Origin of the sequence: Zavarzinia sp., from assembly GCF_041650655.1 — a bacterium.
Taxonomy (GTDB): domain Bacteria; phylum Pseudomonadota; class Alphaproteobacteria; order Zavarziniales; family Zavarziniaceae; genus Zavarzinia.
Genome location: NZ_JBAZKR010000037.1, coordinates 1 through 20,540 on the forward strand (window position 1 = coordinate 1; position 20,540 = coordinate 20,540).

Here is a 20,540-nt window from a genome sequence, read left to right on the forward strand (position 1 = left end):
GAGGACGGCACCAGCCACCTGACCGAGGCCGACCGCACTGCCATCGCGGCCTATCTCCTGTCCCAGGCGCCGGTAAGGCATGGCAAAAAGCCGAGCAACTGATAGTGTCGCATCGGGTATAGGGCACCAGGGGGAGTAGCTGGAGATCATGGAGGAGCCTGCGCAGGGGACGACACCCCCGGGTGAAGACGAAAACAGGGGCCGGCGCATCGTGGTTGTCGCTGCCGGCGCCACGGTCCTGGCCCTCGTCCTCGGCCTGGTCTGGTGGCTGAGCGCCACGCCGACGCGGCCGACCTCCCCCGCCGACGCGCCCCAGGCGCCGGCCGCACCGCAGCCCGCGCCGACGTCGTCCCCTCAGGCGGCCGCCCCGGCGCCGCAGAATCCCCCGCCTCCGGCCGAGCCGCCGCAGACTCGAGCGCCCCACGCCCCGGCGACGCCGCCGAGCTTCGACCTCGCCCGCATCGCCCAGGACGGCACCGCCGTCTTGGCCGGCCACGCCCCGGCCGAGAGCGTGGTGAAAATCCTGGGCAATGGTGCCACGATCGGCACGAGCAAGCCGCAGGCGGCCGACGGAAGCTGGGTCCTGGTGGTCGACCAGCCGCTGCCCGAGGGCACGCTGGAACTCTCCCTCGAAGCGACACTGGCGGACGGGACCGTGCTGCGCTCGGAACAGGTCGTGCTGGTCGAAGTGCCGAGCCGAAAGAAGCCTGGCGAGACGCCGGCCCCTGCGGCCGAGGCACCGGCAGCGGGCGCCCCCACTGAAGGCCCGGCGGCGGGCGCCGCCATGGAAGGCCCGGTCGCCGTGCTGACCAATCGCGACGGCGCCACGCCGGATGCGCCGTCCCGCGTGCTCCAGGCGCCGGACCAGGGACCGGCCGCGCCGAGCGGGCCGGAGCCGACGCTGGAAACGGTCGAATATGGGGCCGACGGCGCCCCGCTGTTCTCCGGCCGGGCGGCGCCGGATGCCCTCGTCCGCCTCTATCTGGGCGACCGCCTGATCGCCGAGACCAAGGCCGGCGCCGACGGCCGCTGGCGCGCGACGCCCAAGGTTCCGGTCGAACCCGGGCGCTACAGCCTGCGGATCGACGTGATCGGCGCAGACGGCAAGGTGATCGCCCGGCGCGAACTGCCCTTCGAGCGCGCCCCGGTCGATGTCGCGGCCGCCACGCCCGGCCAGCCGGACAGTTTCACCGTCCAGCCGGGCAACAGCCTGTGGCGCATCGCGCGGAGCCGCTTCGGCACCGGCTATCGCTATATCGACATCTACCGCGCCAACAAGGGCCAGATCCGCGATCCGGACCTGATCTACCCGGGGCAGGTCCTGGGCCTGCCCCACTAATGAGGCTCAGGGGTTCGCGCTGACCAGGCGGCTCGGCCCTTCGTGGGCCGGGCCGTCACCGATCTCGACCACCGTGTCGGTGTAGAAGCCGTTGAAATGGCTCGCCACCGAATTGGAGTAGGCGCCCACCTGGCCGATTTCGATCCAGTCGCCGTCGGTCACGTCGTCGGGCAGGACGAAGGGTTCGGGCAGCACGTCGAGACTGTCGCAGGTCGGCCCGAAGATGCGGAAGGGCGCGAATTCCCGCGACATGGGCGCGCCGCCCTTGCGGATCAGGCGGACCGGCGGGGTCAGCTTGCCGATGTTGAGCTCCGAGAGATTGCCGTAGGTGCCGTCGTTGATGTAGAGACTGCCGCCCTTCCGGAGGTGCACCTGGACGAGGATGGTGCAGCCCTCGACCACCAGGGCGCGGCCCGGCTCGCACATCAACTCGCAATCCGGCGGCAGCGACAGCTTGCCGACCGCGTGTTTGATCGATTCGAAGAAACTGTCGAGCGGCGGGATCTGGGTGCCGCGGTAATGGGCCGGGAAGCCCCCGCCCACGTTGAGGAAGCGGATCTTCACCCCGGCACGCTCGATCACGTCGCCCGCCTCGGCGATGGCGCGGGCATAGGCTTCCGGCGTGCGGCACTGGCTGCCGACATGGAAGGAGACCGCGGGCACATAGCCCCGGCGCTCGACGTCCTGCAACAGCGCCACCGCCTCGTCCCGCGTCGCACCGAATTTCAGCGAGAGGTCGAAGGCGGCGTAACCCGAGGCGGTCTGCAGGCGGACCTGGATGATGTCGGGGCATTTGCCGACCTCTTCCTCGATCTTGTCGAGCTCGTCGACCGTGTCCACCACCCAGGCGTCCATGTTGTAGACCTTGTCGGCCGATTCGATCGCCGCCGTGCCCTTGACCGGGTGGTTGAAATAGCAATGCGCATCCGGCAGCAGCTCGTGCACCAGCGCGATCTCGTTCAGCGAGGCGGTGTCGAAATGGCGGATGCCGGCGCGCCACAGCGCCTCCAGCACCAGGGGATGCGGGTTGCATTTGACGGCATAGAGGACGCGGCCCGGAAAGCCGGTCAGGAAGGCCTGGGCGCTGCGCGCCAGCCGGTCGGGATGGACGCAGAGGATCGGATAGCTCGGGTTCAGGACCTCAATCACCTTGTCCACGCTGGAAAACCGCCGGTAGCGCATCGAAACCCCTCCCCGGGAATCCTGTCCCGCACCCAGCATGATGGGCTTTGCCCGTGTCGGAAAGATGTCGCCCAAACGGACGATCCACGGCGCCGCCTTTCAGGGCATCCTGCCCGCGGGAGGACCGAACCATGGCCTGGAACATCGACCGACTGCCGAAGCTGAACGGCCGCATTGCCGTGGTCACCGGCGCCAACCGCGGCCTCGGCTTCGAGACCGCACGAGGCCTCGCCGCCCGGGGTGCGCTCGTGATCATCGCCTGCCGCGATCCGGCCCGCGCCACGGAGACGGTGGCCCGCCTGATCGGTGAATTCCCCGATGCACGGATCGAGACCGTCGCCCTGACCCTGGACGACCTCGCTTCCGTCAGGGCCTGTGTCGCCGAACTGGTGGACAGGCTGGAGACGGTCGACCTGCTGATCTGCAATGCCGGCGTCTTCGGCATCGACTATGGCCATACGAAGGACGGCTTCGAATGGCATTTCGGCGCCAATTGCCTGGGCCACCACGTGCTGACCCTCGGTCTCCTGCCCCTGCTGGCCAAGGGGCACGACGCCCGCGTGGTCACCGTGACCAGCGCCATGTACCGCAAGGGCAAGCTCGACTTCGCCGATCTCGACTGGCGCCGCCGGCCCTATTCCAAATGGCAGGCCTATGCCGATTCGAAGCTCGGCAATCTCCTGCTGGCCGAAGAGTTGCAGCGCCGGATCGACCATGCTGGCCTGGCGATCAAGAACCTGCTGGCCCACCCCGGCTATGCCGCGACCAATTCGGCCTGGGGTGGCCGTTCGATGAAGCCGACCTTGCTGGAAACCGCGATGCTGGCCCTCGGCAATGCCCTGATGGCGCAGACCCCCGCCATGGGGGCGGCACCGAGCCTCCTGGCCGCGACCGATCCGGCGGCAAAGGGCGGCGACCTCTATGGTCCCACCAAGCTCGGCGGGATGCGCGGCGAGCCCGCGAAGGCGGACAAGAAGATCACGCCGGACCCGGCCGCTGCCGCGCGCCTCTGGCAGGTCGCGGCCGAGCTGACCGGCGCCGACTGGGGGTTCCCGCAAGCCGCCTGATCTGCTCAAGTCGGGACGGAGAAGGACCCGCCCCGACATGACCGATCTGCCCGTCACCATCGCCGACATCCGCACCGCCGCCGCCGCCCTGGCCGGCCAGGTGGTCGAGACGCCCTGCGCCGAGGCCCGCACGCTCAGCCAGATCACCGGGGCACGGCTGTTCCTGAAGTTCGAGAACCAGCAGTTCACCGCCTCCTTCAAGGACCGCGGCGCCTGCAACAAGTTGCAGAGCCTGAATGCGGCGGAGCGCAAGGCCGGAGTGATCGCCATGTCGGCCGGCAACCACGCCCAGGGGGTCGCCTATCACGCCGCCCGGCTCGGCATTCCGGCGACCATCGTGATGCCGCGCACCACGCCCTTCGTGAAGGTGCGTCAGACCCGCGACCACGGCGCCCGCGTGGTGCTGGAAGGCGAGATGCTGGCCGGTGCCTTCGCCGCGGCGGAGCGCATCGCGGCGGCGGAAGGGCTCACCATGATCCACCCCTTCGACGATCCGGCGATCATCGCCGGCCAGGGCACCGTCGGCCTCGAAATGCTGGCCGAAGTGCCGGATCTCGACTGCCTGGTGGTGCCGATCGGCGGCGGCGGGTTGATCGCCGGCATCGCCGTGGCGGCCAAGGCGCTGAAGCCCGGGATCGAGGTGATCGGGGTCGAGGCCGCCCTCTATCCCTCGATGTACAACGTGCTGAAGGGCGAGGAAGGCCAATGCGGCGGCATGACCATCGCCGAGGGCATCGCGGTCAAGGAAGTGGGCCAGATCACGCGGGCGATCGCCCGCGACCTGGTCGACGACATCCTCCTGGTCACCGAGGCGGAGCTGGAGCGGGCGATCGGCCTCCTCCTCGCGATCGAGAAGACGGTGGTCGAAGGCGCCGGGGCCGCCGGCCTCGCCGCCGTGCTGGCCCATCCCGCCCGTTTCGCCGGCAAACGCTGCGGCCTCGTGCTCTCGGGCGGCAATATCGACCTTCGCCTGCTCGGCGAAGTGATCCGCCGCAACCTGGTGCGTGAAGGCCGCATCGCCGGCCTCCGGGTGCAGATCTCGGACAGCCCGGGCACGCTCGCCGCCATCGCCAGCCTGATCGGCGACGGCGGCGGCAATATCCTCGAAGTGAACCACCAGCGCCTGTTCCTCGACGTGCCCGTGAAGAATGCCGACCTCGACCTGGTGATCGAAACCCGCGACGCCGAGCATCTCACCGACATCATCACCCGCATCACCGCCGCCGGCTATCCGGTCCGCCAATTGCGCCCGAGCGGCGCCGAAGGGTGAATGTCATCGGCAGGAATCATGGCGAGATGGAGGGGGCCGTAGCCCCCTCACCTCGATTGTCGGCGCGCAGTATCGGGCGTTAAAGCGGAAACACCCTGATCATATTCGCGACACTTTCAGTCCGCGACGAGACCATTGATAAATACGCTCAACAAACGATCGATGTTCTTTTCGGGCGATGCGTCTTTTTCGGTAGCGAGTGAGATTGCCGTTACGACGCATACTATGTCATTGAAACCGATATCGGGCCGGATGACTCCAGCGTCTTGCGCATTGGCCAGGAGTCGAGCGCCTTCCTCGCTGGTTGCGAGGCATCCAGCGGTTCCAATCTGCAGAACCGTCCCGAGCGACGCGGCGAAGCCACGGTAGAGATTCGTATATCGGACGAGTTCTTTGATGTAGGCCCGCAAGGCGTTCAGGGGATCAATCGTAGCGGCTCTGGCACGACTGTCCTCGGCGAAAGCCAGGAATCTGGCGTTATACGCTGCCGCCAAGAGTGCTTCTCGCGTTGGAAAGCGCCGATAGAGCGTCCCGATCCCGACTCCGGCGCGCTTTGCGACGTCGTCCAAAGAGACGCCAGCGCCTCCTTCAAAAAAGGCGGCCTCGGCTGCGGCGAGGATTCGCTCCCGGTTTCGCTGCGCATCGGCCCGCAATGAAATTTCGTCGGCCAAAAGCCTCTCCTCATCCCGGCTTGATAAGTGGAGGATTCCTCCATATAAAAAAATGGAGCAATCCTCCACTTTATGAAGGGCGTGTAGGGGACATGACAAGGCGATTTGACGGCAAGGTCGTGGTGATCACGGGCGGAACGGAAGGCATCGGCTTGAAAACAGCCACCTTGTTCGCGGCGGAGGGCGCCCATGTGTATGTCACGGGACGCCGGCAAGAGCGTCTGGACGAAGCGCTCGATGAAATTGGCGGCGGAGCCGTCGGTGTTCGAGGTGACGTCAGCGATCTTGCCGACCTCGACAGGTTGTACGCGCAAATAGCCCGAGACCACGGCCATGTGGACGTGGTTTTCGCCAACGCTGGCATATCAGAGTCCGCCCCGATCGGCGGCATCGAGGAAGACCACTTCGACCGCCTGTTCGCGATCAACGTGAAGGGCACCGTCTTTACCGTGCAAAAGGCTCTGCCGCTGATGTCCGCCGGCGGTGCCGTCGTGCTGGCTGGATCGGGCGCGGGTAGCAAGGGCTTCGCCAATCTGTCGATATATAGCGCGACGAAGGCGGCCATCCGCTCTCTGGCACGGACGTGGACGACCGATCTGAAAAGCTACGGCATTCGTGTGAACGTTGTTTCCCCCGGCATGGTCCTGACCCCGGCGATGCAGACCTATCTGCGGAACAATGCCGGCGCCGACGAATGGATGCGGCAGACTATTCCGTTCGGCAGGCTCGCCCGGACCGAAGAGATTGCCAGGGCCGTATTGTTTCTCGCATCTGACGAGAGCAGCTTCGTCGGCGGGGAGGAGCTTCTGGTCGACGGTGGCTTCGTCGCAGTCTGAAAATCTCGAATGAAGCGCAATGCGCTCATCACAAAGGGCGGCCAGCCAGCGACGGCGCGCCGGTCGGGACCACGCGACTTTCAACGGATAGAATTCCTTCCGGCCGCCCCTAGTCCCCCGCCAGGATCACGATCCAGTCACGGCTGACCTCGGGGCCGGTCAGCAGATGGCCGGCCGCGTCCAGGGGGGCGCGGGTCAGTGTGACGCCTTGCAGGACATTGCCGCCGATGGCTTCGACGCAGCGGCCGGAGGCGGCGAAGGCGCAGGGGGCGGTACCGACCACGATGTCGCAATGCATGGGCCGGCTGCCCTCCGTGGCGAGATCGTGCCAGTCGGCTGGCGGCTGGCCGCTCCGCGTGGCGCAGGCGAGGTCGCCCGGCCTCGGCACCGTATCGGCGATGCCGCGGGCGGTGAAGGAGCGACTGCCCGGGGCGGCCGTGATGGCGTCGGCGACATAGTCCCAATGGGTGTCGGAATAGCGGAAGCGATCCTCCGCCACACCCGCCTGCCACACCACCCAGGAGACGAAGGCGGCCGACCAGGGTTCGTTGAACGGGCTCAGGCCGATCGGCGTCCGCTCGAAGGCGGTCTTGTCGATCGTGCCCGCCGCGGTTTCGACATTGGGGAAGCCGGCCGCCTGGGCGGCCAGCGCCCAATGGTTGCGCCGGGGCGGCGTCACGCACCAGTAGCGGGCCAGGGCGGCGAAGGCCGGGCGCTCCTCTTCCCAGCCGGTCGCCTTGCCGTCGGGCAAGATCAGGACCTGGCGGCCGGGCTGGAGTTCGGCCACCCGGTCGCCCCAGGCGTGCCATTCCGCCCGCGCGATGCGCACCATGGCGGCGGCCCTGCCATCGGCCGCCGGGGCGGGTGGTACCTCGCGGCATTCGTCCGGCACCGGCGTGTCGCCGATCCCGCCTTGTGGCACAAGCGCACAACCATCCAGGGCGAAGAGCGCGAACAGTGCCGAAACGGTGCGTTTCATCGTCCTCTCCCGCCCACTCTAAGCGGTTTGTTAACCACCCCGGGGCACAGTGCAAGCGTCATCCCTGCTCCTGATCTCGCTCCGGTCGCCCCATGCTCCTGATCATTGGTTTCGTCGTCGTGCTGGGTTGCGTGGTCGGCGGCTATGCCCTGGCCGGCGGCCATCTCGAAGTGCTGTGGCAGCCCTTCGAATTCATGATCATCTTCGGCGCGGCGGCCGGCGCCTATATCATCGGCAACCCGGTCACCGTCTTGAAGAAGACGGGCGGCGACGTCGCCTCGGCGATGAAGGGGCCGCGCTACAACAAGGCTGCCTTTCTCGAGCTTCTGTCCCTGCTCTATTCCGTGTTCAAGCTGGCCAAGACCAAGGGCATGCTGGCGCTCGAACAGCATGTCGAGAACCCGCACGACAGCGCCCTGTTCAACCAGTTCCCGGTCTTCGTCAAGGACCATCACGCCGTCATCTTCCTGTGCGACTACCTGCGCCTGATGACGCTCGGCACCGAGAATTCGCACGAGATGGAAGCCCTGATCGACGTCGAGCTGGAGACCCATACCCAAGAGGTCCACGAAGTCTCGCACGCGTTGCAGAACATGGCCGATGGAATGCCGGCGCTCGGCATCGTGGCCGCCGTGCTGGGTGTCATTCACACCATGGGGTCGATCACCGAGCCACCCGAAGTGCTGGGCCACCTGATCGGCGGTGCGCTGGTCGGCACCTTCATGGGCGTGTGGACGTCCTATGGCTTCATCGCGCCGGTCGCCAATGCCGTGCGCACCACCCATGACGCCGAGCTTCGCTATCTCCACTGCATCAAGTCCGGCCTGCTCGCCCATCTGCAGGGCTATCCGCCCGCGGTTTCGGTCGAATTCGCCCGCAAGGCGCTGCAGAGCCATGTCCGCCCGACCTTCTACGAGGTCGAGGAAGCGAACCAGAAACTGGCCCCGGTCTGATGGCGAACGGCAAGAACGGCGAACCCGTGATCATCATCAAGCGGGTCAAGAAGGTCGAAGGCGGCCACCACGGCGGCGCCTGGAAAGTCGCCTATGCCGACTTCGTGACCGCCATGATGGCCTTCTTCCTGCTGCTGTGGCTGCTGAACGCGACCTCGGAAGCGCAGAAACAGGGCATCGCCGACTATTTCGACCCGATCTCGATCAGCGAGACCACCTCGGGCGCAGGCGGCGTCATGGGCGGCCAGAACATCTCGCAGGACGGCAACCGCAACGACAGCGGCAGCCCTGCGATCATGAGCCGGATCGAATCCGGCAGCCAGACCTCGGACCAGCAGGAAAGCGACTCGACCATGCCGACCAGCGGCTCGGCCCAGTCGCCCGACGACAGCCAGAGCCAGCAATCCAACGGCGGCAGCGCCAGCTCGGCGATCGCGACCCCCCTGCCCGGCACCGCCAATGCCCAGAGCAACACCCAGCAGGGTTCTGGCGTCACCGGCACGGGCACGGGCCAGGGCGGCAATGCCGATCCCCGCCCGGTCGACGCCCTGGGCCAGCAGACGCCGCCGCCCGGCGCCCCCTCCGCCCAGGCCGACGCCCGCGCCAGGGTCGAGGCCCAGGGCAAGGCCGAGGAAAAGCGCTTCGCCGAAACCGCCCAGGCACTGCGCCAGGCGCTGCAGTCTTCGCCCGAATTGCAGGCCGTCGCCTCGCAGGTGCTGGTCGACGTGACGCCCGAAGGCATGCGCATCCAGCTCGTCGACGGCCGGAACGAGGCCATGTTCCAATCGGGCTCGTCGCGCATGTCGGACCAGATGGTCACCCTGCTGACCAAGATCGCCGGCATCATCGCGCGCCTGCCGAACCAGATCGCCATCGCCGGCCATACCGACGCGGCGCCCTATCGCACCACCACCGGCTATACCAACTGGGAACTCTCGGCCGACCGCGCCAACTCCAGCCGCCGCGTGCTGACCGAGGCCGGCGTGCGGCCGAACCGGATCTATCAGGTCTCGGGCAAGGCCTCGTCCGAGCCGCTGAACCCGGACAATCCGCTCGACCCCGCCAACCGCCGCATCACCATCACGCTCTTGCGCGAAGTGCCGGTCCTGCCGCCCGAAATCACCACCTCGCCCGCGGCCCCCTGACCACTTCCCCTTTTCGGCCTTCAATCGGGCCGAAGGAGTGTTGACAGGTCCATTTGGAAAATCATAATTTTCCAAAAAGAGGAAAGGCCATCGCCGAGGCTTGACTTGGCCGGACGCCGGGTCTTTTCTCCATCCGATTTCGGAAACCGGAAATTTATACGATTTTCGGACGTGAATAACCCAGAATCGAGAAGCCGATCGTGTCCCAAGACACCCTGACCCATCTCCAGCGGCTCGAAGCCGAGAGCATCCACATCATGCGCGAGGTGGTGGCCGAGACGGAAAATCCGGTCATGCTCTATTCGATCGGCAAGGACAGCGCCGTGATGCTGCATCTGGCGCAGAAGGCCTTCTACCCGTCGAAGCCGCCCTTCCCGCTCCTCCATGTCGACACGACCTGGAAGTTCAGGGAGATGATCGCCTTCCGCGACCAGATGGCGAAGACGCTGGGCATGGATCTCCTGGTCCATATCAACCAGGAAGGCGTCGACATGGGGATCAGCCCCTTCGTCCACGGCTCGGCGCTGCATACCGACATCATGAAGACGCAGGGGTTGAAGCAGGCGCTCGACAAATACGGCTTCGACGCCGCCTTCGGCGGGGCCCGCCGCGACGAGGAGAAGAGCCGCGCCAAGGAACGCATCTTCTCCTTCCGCTCGACCCAGCACCGTTGGGATCCGAAGAACCAGCGCCCGGAACTCTGGCGTCTCTACAACACGCGGAAGAACAAGGGCGAGACGATCCGCGTCTTCCCCCTGTCGAACTGGACCGAGCTCGACATCTGGCAATATATCCACCTCGAGCAGATCCCGATCGTGCCGCTCTATTTCGCGGCCGAGCGCCCGGTCGTCGAACGCGACGGCACGCTGATCATGGTCGACGACGAGCGGATGCCGCTCGCCCCGGGCGAAACGCCCGCGATGAAGAAGGTGCGTTTCCGCACGCTGGGCTGCTACCCGCTCACCGGGGCGATCGAATCCGAGGCCGATACGCTGACCTCCATCATCCAGGAAATGCTGCTGACCAAAACCTCCGAGCGCCAGGGCCGGGTGATCGACCACGACCAGTCCGCCTCGATGGAAAAGAAGAAGCAGGAAGGTTACTTCTGATGTCCCACATCTCCGACCTGATCGCGACCGACATCGACGCCTACCTGAAGGCCCACGAGACCAAGTCGCTGCTGCGCTTCATCACCTGCGGCTCGGTCGACGACGGCAAGTCGACCCTGATCGGCCGCCTGCTCTATGATTCCAAGATGATCTTCGAGGACCAGATGGCGGCCCTCGAGGCGGATTCGAAGAAAGTCGGCACCCAGGGCGGCGACATCGACTTCGCCCTCCTGGTCGACGGCCTGGCGGCCGAGCGCGAACAGGGCATCACCATCGACGTCGCCTATCGCTTCTTCTCGACCGACAAGCGGAAGTTCATCGTCGCCGACACCCCGGGCCACGAGCAATATACGCGGAACATGGTGACCGGCGCCTCGACGGCCGACGTCGCCGTGATCCTGATCGACGCCAGGAAGGGCGTGCTGGTCCAGACCCGGCGGCATTCCTACCTGGTCTCGCTGATCGGCATCCGCAAGGTCGTCCTGGCCATCAACAAGATGGACCTGGTCGGTTACGACAAGGCGACCTTCGATCGCATCGTCGATGATTACACCGCCTTCGCCGCCAAGATCGGCCTGACCGATGTGACGCCGATCCCCCTCTCTGCCCTCAAGGGCGTGAACATGCTGGCCGAAAGCGCCGAGACGCCCTGGTACCACGGGCCTTCGCTGATGGGCTATCTCGAGACCGTCGAGGTCGAGGACGCGGCCAAGAGCGCGCCCTTCCGCCTGGCCGTGCAATGGGTGAACCGCCCGAACCTCGATTTCCGCGGCTTCTCCGGCCTGATCGCGTCGGGCGAGATCCGCCCGGGCGACGCCATCCGGGTGCAGCCCTCGGGCAAGACCAGCACGGTGACCCGGATCGTCACCTATGACGGCGACCTGCCCTGCGCCGGGGCCGGCCAGTCGGTCACCCTGACGCTGGCCGACGAGATCGACATCTCGCGCGGCGACGTGATCTCCAGGACCGACAGCCCGGCCCATGTCGCCGACCAGTTCGAGGCGACGGTGATCTGGATGAGCGACCAGCCCCTGCTGCCGGGCCGGCCCTATCTGATGAAGATCGGCACGCGCACGGTCGCCGCCTCGATCACCGAGCCCAAATACAAGGTGAACGTCAACACGCTGGAACATCTGGCGGCCAAGAAGCTGGAGCTGAACGAGATCGGCGTCGTGAACGTCGCGACCGACCAGCCGATCGCCTTCGACGCCTATAAGGAGAACCACGACACCGGCGGTTTCATCCTGATCGACCGCATCAGCAATACGACGATCGGCGCCGGCCTGCTGCATTTCGCGCTCCGCCGTTCCGAGAACGTGCATTGGCAGGCGGTCGACGTCGCCAAGGACCAGCGTGCCGAGCTGAAGGGCCAGAAGCCGGCCATCCTGTGGTTCACCGGCCTTTCCGGCGCCGGCAAGTCGACGATCGCCAACCTGGTCGAAAAGAAGCTCTTCGCCGCCGGGCGCCACACCTATCTGCTCGACGGCGACAACGTCCGCCATGGCCTGAACAAGGACCTCGGCTTCACCGATGCCGACCGTGTGGAGAACATCCGCCGCGTCGCCGAAGTGGCAAGGCTGATGGTCGACGCCGGCCTGATCGTCATGGTCTCCTTCATCTCGCCGTTCCGCTCGGAACGCCGGATGGCGCGCGAACTGGTGAAACAGGGCGAGTTCTTCGAGGTCTTCGTCGACACCCCGCTCAGCGTCGCCGAAGCCCGCGACGTCAAGGGCCTCTACAAGAAGGCGCGCCAGGGTCAGATCAAGAATTTCACCGGCATCGACAGCCCCTACGAGGCCCCGGAACATGCCGAAATTCACCTGGACGCGGCGAATATGACGACCGAACAGGCGGCCGACGCGATCATCGCCCGCCTGAAGGAAGCCGGCGTCGTCTGACGCCGGCCCGCCACCTCAGCTCGAAGACTGGGCCTGAGCGAGGCGCGCCGCCATGCGTGCCTTGTAGGCGGTCAGACGGGGCAGTTCCAGGGCGCGGCGCTTCAGGACCATGTCGAGCGGCGCATCCATGATGCTGACCAGGAAGGCGTAGAGCGTGGCGTCGACGCTGGCCGGCCGCTCGGCCACGGCGAAACCGTCAGGCGTGATCAGGGCGGCGATCGCTTCGAGATCGGCGATGCCGAGGGCATAGATCTCGGCCGGGCTGTGGCGGCCGTAGCCCTGGCCGTGCAGGCCCTTCCGCACGCCACGCCGGGCGATCGGCGGCAGCAGGTCGCGCATGCCGGGCGGCATCGCCCCGAAGAAGGCCGGTTTCGACAGTTTCCAGCCCGCGGGATCGATCCAGCGGGCATAGAGAAGGACGAAATAGAGGCTCTCCTCGACCGTGCGGCGGATCAGGTGGGCCAGCGCCCGCTGCCCCTCGTCGAGCCCGGCGTCGAGGTCGATGCCCTTGGCCTTGAAATGCTCGATGATGGCGCCGCTGTCGGCGATCCGGGTCCCACCGTCGGTGATGAAGGGCAGCTTGCCCTTGGGCGCCAGGAAGGGCGGCGTGTTCACCTCGCGCCACTCGATGCCGGCGAGCGCGAAGAAGACTTCGACCTTGAGGCAGAACGGGCTCGGATTGATGCCCCAGGCCTTGGGAAACTGATGCAGCTGGATCATGGCGACGCCCCCCCGACGAGGCCGCCATCATGCCATGCCCGGCGCCCCGAGAAAGGGGCGCCGGGCGTCATTCGATCAGCCCTGGGCGCGATTCCGCGCCGGTGCATTGCCGGGCTTGCGCGCCGGCTGCTGGCCACCCGGACGGCGACTGCCACTGTTCTGGGGCCGGCCGGGACCGGCGTTCTGGGGCCGTCCCTGACCACCGTTCTGGGGCCGGCGCTGCTGCTGCGGCGGGCGCGGCTTGGGTGCTTCGGCCGGGGCCCTGGGATCGGCCCGGCGGTCGATCACCGGCAGGCTCTGGCGCGTCGTCTTCTCGATGTCGCGGAGAAAGGGTGCCTCGTCCCGGTCGCAGAAGGAGATCGCGACGCCGGCATTGCCTGCCCGCGCCGTCCGGCCGATGCGGTGGACATATTGTTCCGGCACGTTCGGCAGTTCGAAATTGAAGACATGGGAAATGCCGTCGACGTCGATGCCGCGGGCGGCGATGTCGGTCGCCACCAGGACGCGGACCTTGCCCGACTTGAAGCCGTCGAGCGCACGTTCGCGCTGGCCCTGGCTCTTGTTGCCGTGGATCGCGGCGGCCGCGATGCCATGGGCTTCCAGATGTTCGGCCACGCGGTCGGCGCCGCGCTTCGTCCTGGTGAAGACGAGCGGCCGGGTCACATCGGCCGGACGCAGCAATTCGACCAGAAGGCCGCGCTTGCCGTTCGCCTCGATCAGATAGACCTGCTGGCTCACCCGCTCCGCCGTGGTGGCGACCGGCGTCACCTCGACCTTCACGGGATCGCGCAGCATCTCGGCCGCGAGGCCGGCGATTTCGCGCGGCATGGTCGCCGAGAAGAACAGGCTCTGACGGCGATGCGACAGCTTCGACAGGATCTTGCGGATCGGCACCACGAAGCCGAGGTCGAGCATGTGGTCGGCCTCGTCCAGCACCACCACTTCGCAGTGATCGAGCCGGCAGTTGCCGCTCTCGACATGGTCGAGCAGGCGGCCGGGGGTCGCCACCAGGACGTCGACGCCGCGCGCCAGGGCGCGGATCTGGCCCCCGTGGCCGACGCCGCCGACCACGACGGCGACCGAGATGCCGGCATGGCGGCCATAGGCGGAGAAGCTCTCGCCGATCTGGGCCGCGAGCTCGCGGGTCGGCGCCATCACCAGGGTGCGCACGCCGCGCTGGGGCGCGCGCTGGCGGTTGGTGATCAGGCGGTGGATGATGGGCAGGGCGAAGGCGGCGGTCTTGCCGGTGCCGGTCTGGGCGATGCCCAGAATGTCCCGGCCTTCCATCAGCGAAGGAATGGCGCGCGCCTGAATCGGCGTCGGCACCTCGTAGCCTTCGTCGGCGAGGGCGCGGAGGATGGGCTCGGCGAGGCCGAGGTCCTTGAATTGAGTCACTAGGGAACTTTCTCGATAGCCGCCGTGGCCGCGCATCCCGCGCGGACCCGTCCAACGGTTCCTATCCAGCGGCCCCGCGTATCTGGGTCGCCAAGGGTTGAGGGATCGATGCACTCGACAGGCGGACGGTCGAAACCATCCCAACGCGGCTGGAGCGCCTGATGCCGGAACTTCCGGTACGCCACTTATCGCAGATGCGAAGGGCGCCGTCAAATGGGGGCTTCTGCATGGCAGCGGTGACGCCCCTCACTTTACTCCGACTCGGCGTCGCCTATCATCGTCGCCTGGGCGAACGGGAAAGGATCCGGATGCTGCCGCTGCTCTATGCGACGTTCGAGGCCGCCTGTGTCGCCGCCGAAGAGTCGGCCCTTCCGGGTCTCGATGCCGCGGCGGTGCAGACGATCCGGACCGCGGCGGCCGCGGCTGTGCGAAAGTCGCCGGCGGGCGGCAGTGCTTCGCCGGGCGGTGACTTGTCGGCTGTCGTGCCCGGCGCCCTGAAGTCCGGCGGCAGGCTGACCACGGCCGGGGTGCGCGCCGTCGCCGGCAAGGTCGCCGAGGTGATGCAGTCGACCCCGGCGCTGGCCCAGGATTTCCAGAACATGCGTCGGCTGGGCGCGGTCTATTTCTATCCGGGGCTGGACGACGGCCAGATCGGCCTCGCCTGCTCGATGGTGTCGCGGAACGGGGTGCCGCGGGTCTACTTCATGCCCACGGACCGGGCGAGCGATGCCGCGCAACTGGCCTTCTTTCTGAAGACCTGCAGCGACGGCTGGAGCGACTCGCGCTTCAGCCCCTGGCACCTGCTCCGGCGCCTGTTCAGGCACTGAGCGAGTTCAGGCGAAGACCGGGGTCCTGCCGAGGGCGAGGAATTTCTCGCGCCGCTCGCGCCGGATCGCCTCGCCGTCCTTGCCCTTGAATTCGGCCAGGGCCGTCGAGATGGCATGACCGACCGAGGCGATGGTCGCCTTGGGATCGCGCTGGGCACCGCCCAAGGGCTCCGAAACCACGGCATCGATGACGCCGAGCTTCATCAGGTCCTGCGCGGTCAGCTTCAGGGCGGCGGCGGCATCCTGCGCCCGTTCGGCCGAGCGCCAGAGAATCGAGGCGCAGCCTTCGGGCGAGATCACGGAATAGACCGCGTGTTCGAGCATCAGCACGCGGTTCGCGGTGGCCAGCGCCACCGCCCCGCCCGAGCCGCCCTCGCCCACGATCACGGCGACCAGGGGCACCTTCAGCTTCAGGCACATCTCGGTCGAGCGCGCGATCGCTTCCGACTGGCCGCGCGCCTCCGCCTCGATGCCCGGGAAGGCGCCCGGGGTGTCGATCAGGGTGATCACCGCCATGCCGAAACGATCGGCCAGTTCCATCAGGCGGATCGCCTTGCGATAGCCCTCCGGCTTGGCCATACCGAAATTGTGGCGGATGCGACCTTCGGTGTCGGCGCCCTTCTCGTGTCCGATCACCATCACCGGCCGGCCGCGGAAACGGCCCATGCCGCCGAGGATCGCCTTGTCGTCGCCGAAGGCGCGATCGCCCGCCAGCGGCACGAAATCCTCGATCAGCATCTTCACATAGTCGTTGAAGCGCGGCCGCCCCTGGTGGCGGGCGACCTGCGTCTTCTGCCAAGCGGTCAGCTTGCCATAGGTCTGGCGCAGCAGGAGATCCGCCTTCACTTCGAGCCGGGCGACATCCTCGGCGATCGAAATGCCCGGTGTTGCCGGCATGGCTTGCAGTTCCTTGATCTTGGCTTCGAGCTCCGCGATGGGCTTCTCGAAGTCGAGGAACATCACCATGATTCAACCCTCTTCTCGCCGGGACGGCCTTGCGGGGGTGGGGTTACTCCGGAACCCCACCTTTGGCAATCACTTGTTGGCGATGCGATCGGCCTGCTGGACCAGGGCCTCGGCCTGACGGATCGAGGCGAGATCGATCAGCTTGCCGTCGAGCGAGACGGCGCCCTTGCCCTCGGCCTTGGCCTGGGTCATGGCTTCCAGGATGCGGCGGGCCTTGGTCACTTCCTTCTCCGACGGGGTGAAGACTTCGTTGGCGACCGGGATCTGCTTCGGGTGGATCGCCCATTTGCCTTCACAGCCGAGCACGGCAGAGCGGGCCGCCTGGGCACGATAGCCGTCCGAATCCGAGAAGTCGCCGAAAGGACCGTCGATCGGGCGAAGGCCGTTGGCGCGGGCCGCGACCACCATGCGGGCAACCGCATAATGCCACATGTCGCCCCAGTGGCGGACGCGCTCGCCCGCTTCGTCCGGATCGGTCAGCACGGCATAGGACGGGTTCGGGCCGCCGATCTGGGTCGTCTGGGCGCGGGTCGAGGCGGCATAGTCGGCGACGCCGAAATGCAGCGACTCGTTCCGCTTCGAGGCGGCGGCGATCTCGTGGATGTTCTGCATGCCGAGGGCGGTCTCGATGATGTGCTCGAGGCCGATCTTCTTCTTGCGGCCGATCGCCGCCTCGATCTGGGTCAGCATCATGTCGACGGCATAGACGTCCGACGCGGTGCCGACCTTCGGGATCATGATCAGGTCGAGGCGCTCGCCGCCGCGCTCGACCACTTCCACGATGTCCTTATAGGCATAGTGGGTGTCGAGGCCGTTGATGCGGACCGAGATGGTCTTGTCGCCCCAATCGACATCGTGCAGCGCCTGGATGATGTTCTCGCGCGCCTTCGGCTTGTCGTCCGGCGCGACCGCGTCCTCGAGGTCGAGGAAGATCACGTCGGCCGCCGACTTGGCCGCCTTCTCGAACATATGCGGGCTCGAACCGGGCACGGCCAGTTCGCAGCGATTCAGACGGGCGGGGGCCTGCTCGACGACTTTGAAGCTCATCAGGACTGTCTCCGGATCAAGTGGCGGGGACGGTAGAAAGGGTGGTATCGCTTGTCAACTTGTGCGCCGCGGCAATTTTGCCATCGGATGGTGCCGGTTGACGAGGGTGCGCAGCTTCTCGTCGAGGATATGGGTGTAAATCTCGGTCGTGGAGATGTCGGCATGGCCGAGCAGCGTCTGCACGACACGAAGATCCGCCCCATGCGCCAACAGATGGCTGGCGAAGGCGTGGCGCAGCACATGGGGCGAAACCCGGGCGGGGTCGAGCCCGGCCTCCGCCGCCAACGCCTTCAGGCCTTGAGCGAAATGCTGGCGCGTCATGTGCCCGGTCGCGGTACCGGCGGGAAAGAGGAATTTCGCCTGCTTGGGCAGCAGGCCCACGGGGCGGAGCTTCAGCCAGCGCGCGATGGCCGAGCGCGCGGGATCCGACAGGGGCACCAGGCGTTCCCGCCCCCCCTTGCCGCGAACCAGGACGAAGCGCGGATCCTGGGCCAGGGCCGCGAGCGGCAGGCCGACCAGTTCGGAAACGCGAAGCCCGGTCGCATAGAGGATTTCGAGGAGCGCCAGGAAGCGCATCCGCCGCTTCTCCCCCGATTTGCCCGCCGCCTTGCCGAGGCCGTCGGCAGCGAGGCCGAGCAGGCGCTCTACCTCTTCCTCGGAAAGATATTTGGGCAGCCGGCGGCCCTGGCGCGGCGCCTCGATCCGGCTGGTCGGATCATCCGTCCGGATGCCGTCCGAGAGGGCGAAACGGTGGAACTGGCGAAGCGCCGAAAGGCGACGCGCCGCTGTCGAGGGTTTCAGGCCACGCCCCTCGACGCTGGCGAAATAGGCTTCGACATCCTCCGCCGCGGCAGCGTCGAGGCTCCTGCCCTGGCGTTCCAGGAAGAAGGCATAATCGGTCAGGTCGCGCCTATAGGCGGCCAGCGTATTGGCCGCAGCGCCGCGCTCCGCCGCCATCATTTCGAGGAAGCCGTCGATCAGCGCTGCGGTCCGGCCGCGCGGCGCGAAGGCCGGCACCACTTTGGGCCGGCCGCGGCGGCGGACGGGCGCCTCGCTCACGGCCGCCCCGTTCAGAGGCCGGCGGCCAGTGCCGCCTCGACCGCCAGCGCCCGGGCATCGTCGCCGAGGCCGATCCGGCGCAGCACCGAGACGGCATAGGCGAGCTCGTCCGGCGCCACGGCAGCCAGCGGCCGGTCGCCCAGCAGCGCCAGGACGGAGGCCAGGGCCTCGCCCCGGCGGCCGGCGGCGATCAGCGCCTCGACCGGGCCGGAGATCGACACCGCCACCCCGTCACCGCGCGCCGCCGTCAGCAGGTCGGGCAGGACTGCCCCCAGGGCGTCGAGCAGCAGGGCCGTCAGGCGCAGGCGGGCCGTCCCGTCGCTCCCCCGCGGCAGCGCATCGGTGAAATCGTCGAAGCCGCCGGGCAGCGGTGCAGCCGGCGCCAGCAGGGCGCGGTAGGGCCACAGGAGATCGACCGCGGCGGCGCTGCCGTCGCCCGCGACCTGGCCCAGGCGGTCGAGCTGTGCCTTGGCCGAGGCGATGTCGCCGGCCCAGAGGGCGGCACGCACCAGACCGGCACCGATCGGGGGCGGCAGCGACTGCGCTGCGACATCGGCGATCGCCCGTCCCTCGACCGCGGCCATGGCGGCGGCGAGACCATCCTTCGCCCCGGCCTCGACCACGGCGGCGACCGCCTGGGCGCGCACAGCGGGCCCCGAGGCTTCGACCACCACGCGGTGCAGGGCCTGACGACGCAGGCCGGGCGGCAGCGCGGTGACGGCACCGGCCGGTGCCGGCCCTGTCTCATAGAGTGTGGCGAGCACGGAAGGCGCCACCACACCGACGGCGACGCCTCGTTCGGCGGCCGCGATCCTGGAGTCGAGCGACCCCGGCCCACGCGCCAGGAGGCCCAGATTCAGCACGGGCACCCTAACGACATCGAGTCCGCCGGCCGGCGCCAGGGCGAGCGCCTCTCCGGCCCAGAGACTCAGGGCGTCCGCCGGCTTCACGGCATCCGGCGTCGCCCGCTCGCCGCCCGACATGGTGGCGAAGAGATGCTCGAAGCCGGGATCGAGGGGCTGGCGGTCGCGCGCCATATCGAGCATGAGCTGGGCCCCCGCACCGTCACCCGCAGCGACCCGGCACAGGGCGACGGCGCGCAGGACCTCGGAGTCCGAGCCGGCCGGATCGGCCAGACGGTCGAGCCCCGCGCCGCAGAGCTGCCGGCGGTCGGGCGAGGCTGCCAGGGCCTGCACCACGGCGGCGATCGCCTCGTGCGGCAGGGCGCCCATGGCGGCGGGGTCGCCCGCCAGCCGAGCCAGGTCTGCGCCATCGCCGGTCGCGGCACGCAGGGCGACGAGACGGGGCAGGAGCTCGGGCCAAGGCGGGTCGGCGGCGATCAGGCGGCGCGTGAGGGCGCGGGCGGCGGCACTCCGTGCCGGCACCGGCAGGCGATCGAGCAGAAATCCCGCCGCGGCCGCGTCGGAACCCGCCCAGACAGCCCCGCCGACCAGATCCTGCAGGGCCTCGGTCCCGGCGGGCGAGAGGGCGACAGCCGTCGACAGGGGGGCTTCGGCGACCGGCGCCGGCAGGGCCGCACCGCGCGGATCGGTGGTGTCCGGCGCCGGGCCGGGCGCCTGGAGCGGTGGCCCCGGCTCGGTCAGGGGCGCCGTCATCAGCGAGAGCGGGCCGCTCGCCGGCGGCGCACCCGTATCGGCGGTCGGCGGCGCCCGCCGCCCGCCGCCGCAGGCGCCGAGGATCGGCAAGCCGGCCGCCAGCAGGGCGGCCGCGGCAACAAGAGAGAGACCGCCTCGCCTATTCCGGGAAGCGGTCATTGGGCAGGACCTGCTCCACCCGCTCGCGGGTCACGGGCGGGTCGAAGGTCGCCAGATAGATGGCACCGCCGACGACGGCGGTGAGGACGACCCCGGCCAGGATGATGAGAACTTTCGACATGATCGGATGGTGAACGGCGTCCAAGGCGGAAAGAAGGCACAGGCGGGTGGCGGAAACGGGACGATGCGTCCCGGCCGGCGATTCCCGCACGGCGATTTCCGTCACTTTAGGGGCACCCCCCTGCCAGGACAAGGGTGGCCGCGGCATGGCGCCCTGCCCTGCACGACCTTGAAAGATCGCC

At 67.9% G+C, this 20,540-nt stretch carries 19 protein-coding genes; 9 read left to right on the plus strand and 10 right to left on the minus strand.

Going from position 1 to position 20,540, the window contains the following annotated elements:
* Positions 1-211 precede the first annotated feature (211 nt).
* Positions 212-1,339, plus strand: a complete 1,128-nt coding sequence (locus WC493_RS10375; protein WP_373065271.1) for a LysM peptidoglycan-binding domain-containing protein — start codon at positions 212-214, stop codon at positions 1,337-1,339.
* 6 nt (positions 1,340-1,345) lie between these two features.
* Here the strand turns inward: WC493_RS10375 and WC493_RS10380 are convergent, their stop codons facing one another.
* The gene (locus WC493_RS10380; protein WP_373065273.1) at positions 1,346-2,521 is read right to left on the minus strand and encodes a type III PLP-dependent enzyme; all 1,176 of its coding nucleotides are present in this window, start codon (positions 2,519-2,521) and stop codon (positions 1,346-1,348) included.
* Between the two features lie 131 nt (positions 2,522-2,652).
* Between WC493_RS10380 and WC493_RS10385 the strand changes: the two genes are divergently transcribed.
* Entirely contained in the window at positions 2,653-3,588 is a 936-nt protein-coding gene (locus WC493_RS10385) for an oxidoreductase (protein WP_373065275.1), read from the plus strand.
* A gap of 37 nt (positions 3,589-3,625) precedes the next feature.
* Positions 3,626-4,858, plus strand: a complete 1,233-nt coding sequence (locus tag WC493_RS10390; RefSeq protein ID WP_373065277.1) for a threonine ammonia-lyase — start codon at positions 3,626-3,628, stop codon at positions 4,856-4,858.
* Positions 4,859-4,974: 116 nt separating this feature from the next.
* Here WC493_RS10390 and WC493_RS10395 read toward each other — a convergent pair whose 3' ends face one another.
* Positions 4,975-5,529 (minus strand): TetR/AcrR family transcriptional regulator, encoded by a 555-nt coding sequence (locus tag WC493_RS10395; protein ID WP_373065279.1) that lies wholly within the window; start codon positions 5,527-5,529, stop codon positions 4,975-4,977.
* A gap of 92 nt (positions 5,530-5,621) precedes the next feature.
* On the opposite strand from WC493_RS10395, the gene WC493_RS10400 reads away from it, so the two are divergent.
* On the plus strand, positions 5,622-6,365 hold the full coding sequence (locus tag WC493_RS10400) for an SDR family NAD(P)-dependent oxidoreductase (RefSeq protein ID WP_373065282.1): 744 nt from the start codon (positions 5,622-5,624) through the stop codon (positions 6,363-6,365).
* Positions 6,366-6,474: 109 nt separating this feature from the next.
* Here the strand turns inward: WC493_RS10400 and WC493_RS10405 are convergent, their stop codons facing one another.
* On the minus strand, positions 6,475-7,344 hold the full coding sequence (locus tag WC493_RS10405; RefSeq protein ID WP_373065284.1) for a DUF2272 domain-containing protein: 870 nt from the start codon (positions 7,342-7,344) through the stop codon (positions 6,475-6,477).
* 92 nt (positions 7,345-7,436) lie between these two features.
* Between WC493_RS10405 and motA the strand changes: the two genes are divergently transcribed.
* From motA to cysN, 4 genes are all read left to right on the plus strand, one after another.
* A complete protein-coding gene (gene motA / locus WC493_RS10410) occupies positions 7,437-8,297 on the plus strand; it encodes a flagellar motor stator protein MotA (RefSeq protein ID WP_373065286.1) in 861 nt (286 codons plus the stop codon).
* A complete protein-coding gene (locus WC493_RS10415) occupies positions 8,297-9,442 on the plus strand; it encodes a flagellar motor protein MotB (RefSeq protein WP_373065288.1) in 1,146 nt (381 codons plus the stop codon). The genes motA and WC493_RS10415 overlap by 1 nt, the downstream gene beginning before the upstream one ends.
* Positions 9,443-9,642: 200 nt before the next feature.
* Complete coding sequence (gene cysD / locus WC493_RS10420; RefSeq protein WP_373065290.1) at positions 9,643-10,551, plus strand: sulfate adenylyltransferase subunit CysD; 909 nt, start codon at positions 9,643-9,645, stop codon at positions 10,549-10,551.
* Positions 10,551-12,449, plus strand: a complete 1,899-nt coding sequence (gene cysN, locus WC493_RS10425; RefSeq protein ID WP_373065292.1) for a sulfate adenylyltransferase subunit CysN — start codon at positions 10,551-10,553, stop codon at positions 12,447-12,449. Before cysD ends, cysN begins: the two co-directional genes overlap by 1 nt.
* A gap of 15 nt (positions 12,450-12,464) precedes the next feature.
* Here the strand turns inward: cysN and WC493_RS10430 are convergent, their stop codons facing one another.
* Entirely contained in the window at positions 12,465-13,169 is a 705-nt protein-coding gene (locus WC493_RS10430; RefSeq protein ID WP_373065294.1) for a glutathione S-transferase family protein, read from the minus strand.
* A 75-nt stretch (positions 13,170-13,244) separates the two neighbouring features.
* The gene (locus WC493_RS10435; RefSeq protein ID WP_373065296.1) at positions 13,245-14,564 is read right to left on the minus strand and encodes a DEAD/DEAH box helicase; all 1,320 of its coding nucleotides are present in this window, start codon (positions 14,562-14,564) and stop codon (positions 13,245-13,247) included.
* A gap of 227 nt (positions 14,565-14,791) precedes the next feature.
* Here WC493_RS10435 and WC493_RS10440 point away from each other — a divergent pair, with 227 nt between their 5' ends.
* The gene (locus tag WC493_RS10440) at positions 14,792-15,391 is read left to right on the plus strand and encodes a hypothetical protein (protein ID WP_373065298.1); all 600 of its coding nucleotides are present in this window, start codon (positions 14,792-14,794) and stop codon (positions 15,389-15,391) included.
* A 6-nt stretch (positions 15,392-15,397) separates the two neighbouring features.
* Here WC493_RS10440 and WC493_RS10445 read toward each other — a convergent pair whose 3' ends face one another.
* The 5 genes from WC493_RS10445 to WC493_RS10465 form a co-directional block, all read right to left on the minus strand.
* Positions 15,398-16,357 carry an acetyl-CoA carboxylase carboxyltransferase subunit alpha gene (locus WC493_RS10445; RefSeq protein ID WP_373065300.1) on the minus strand — a complete coding sequence of 320 codons (960 nt, stop codon included), beginning with the start codon at positions 16,355-16,357 and terminating at the stop codon, positions 15,398-15,400.
* Between the two features lie 69 nt (positions 16,358-16,426).
* On the minus strand, positions 16,427-17,404 hold the full coding sequence (locus WC493_RS10450; RefSeq protein WP_373065302.1) for a CoA ester lyase: 978 nt from the start codon (positions 17,402-17,404) through the stop codon (positions 16,427-16,429).
* A 54-nt stretch (positions 17,405-17,458) separates the two neighbouring features.
* Positions 17,459-18,463: a site-specific tyrosine recombinase XerD gene (locus tag WC493_RS10455; protein WP_373065304.1), complete on the minus strand. Its 1,005-nt coding sequence runs from the start codon at positions 18,461-18,463 to the stop codon at positions 17,459-17,461.
* A gap of 11 nt (positions 18,464-18,474) precedes the next feature.
* Positions 18,475-20,238: a hypothetical protein gene (locus tag WC493_RS10460; RefSeq protein WP_373065306.1), complete on the minus strand. Its 1,764-nt coding sequence runs from the start codon at positions 20,236-20,238 to the stop codon at positions 18,475-18,477.
* Positions 20,219-20,359 (minus strand): hypothetical protein, encoded by a 141-nt coding sequence (locus tag WC493_RS10465; RefSeq protein ID WP_373065308.1) that lies wholly within the window; start codon positions 20,357-20,359, stop codon positions 20,219-20,221. Before WC493_RS10465 ends, WC493_RS10460 begins: the two co-directional genes overlap by 20 nt.
* Between the last annotated feature and the right edge of the window lie 181 nt (positions 20,360-20,540).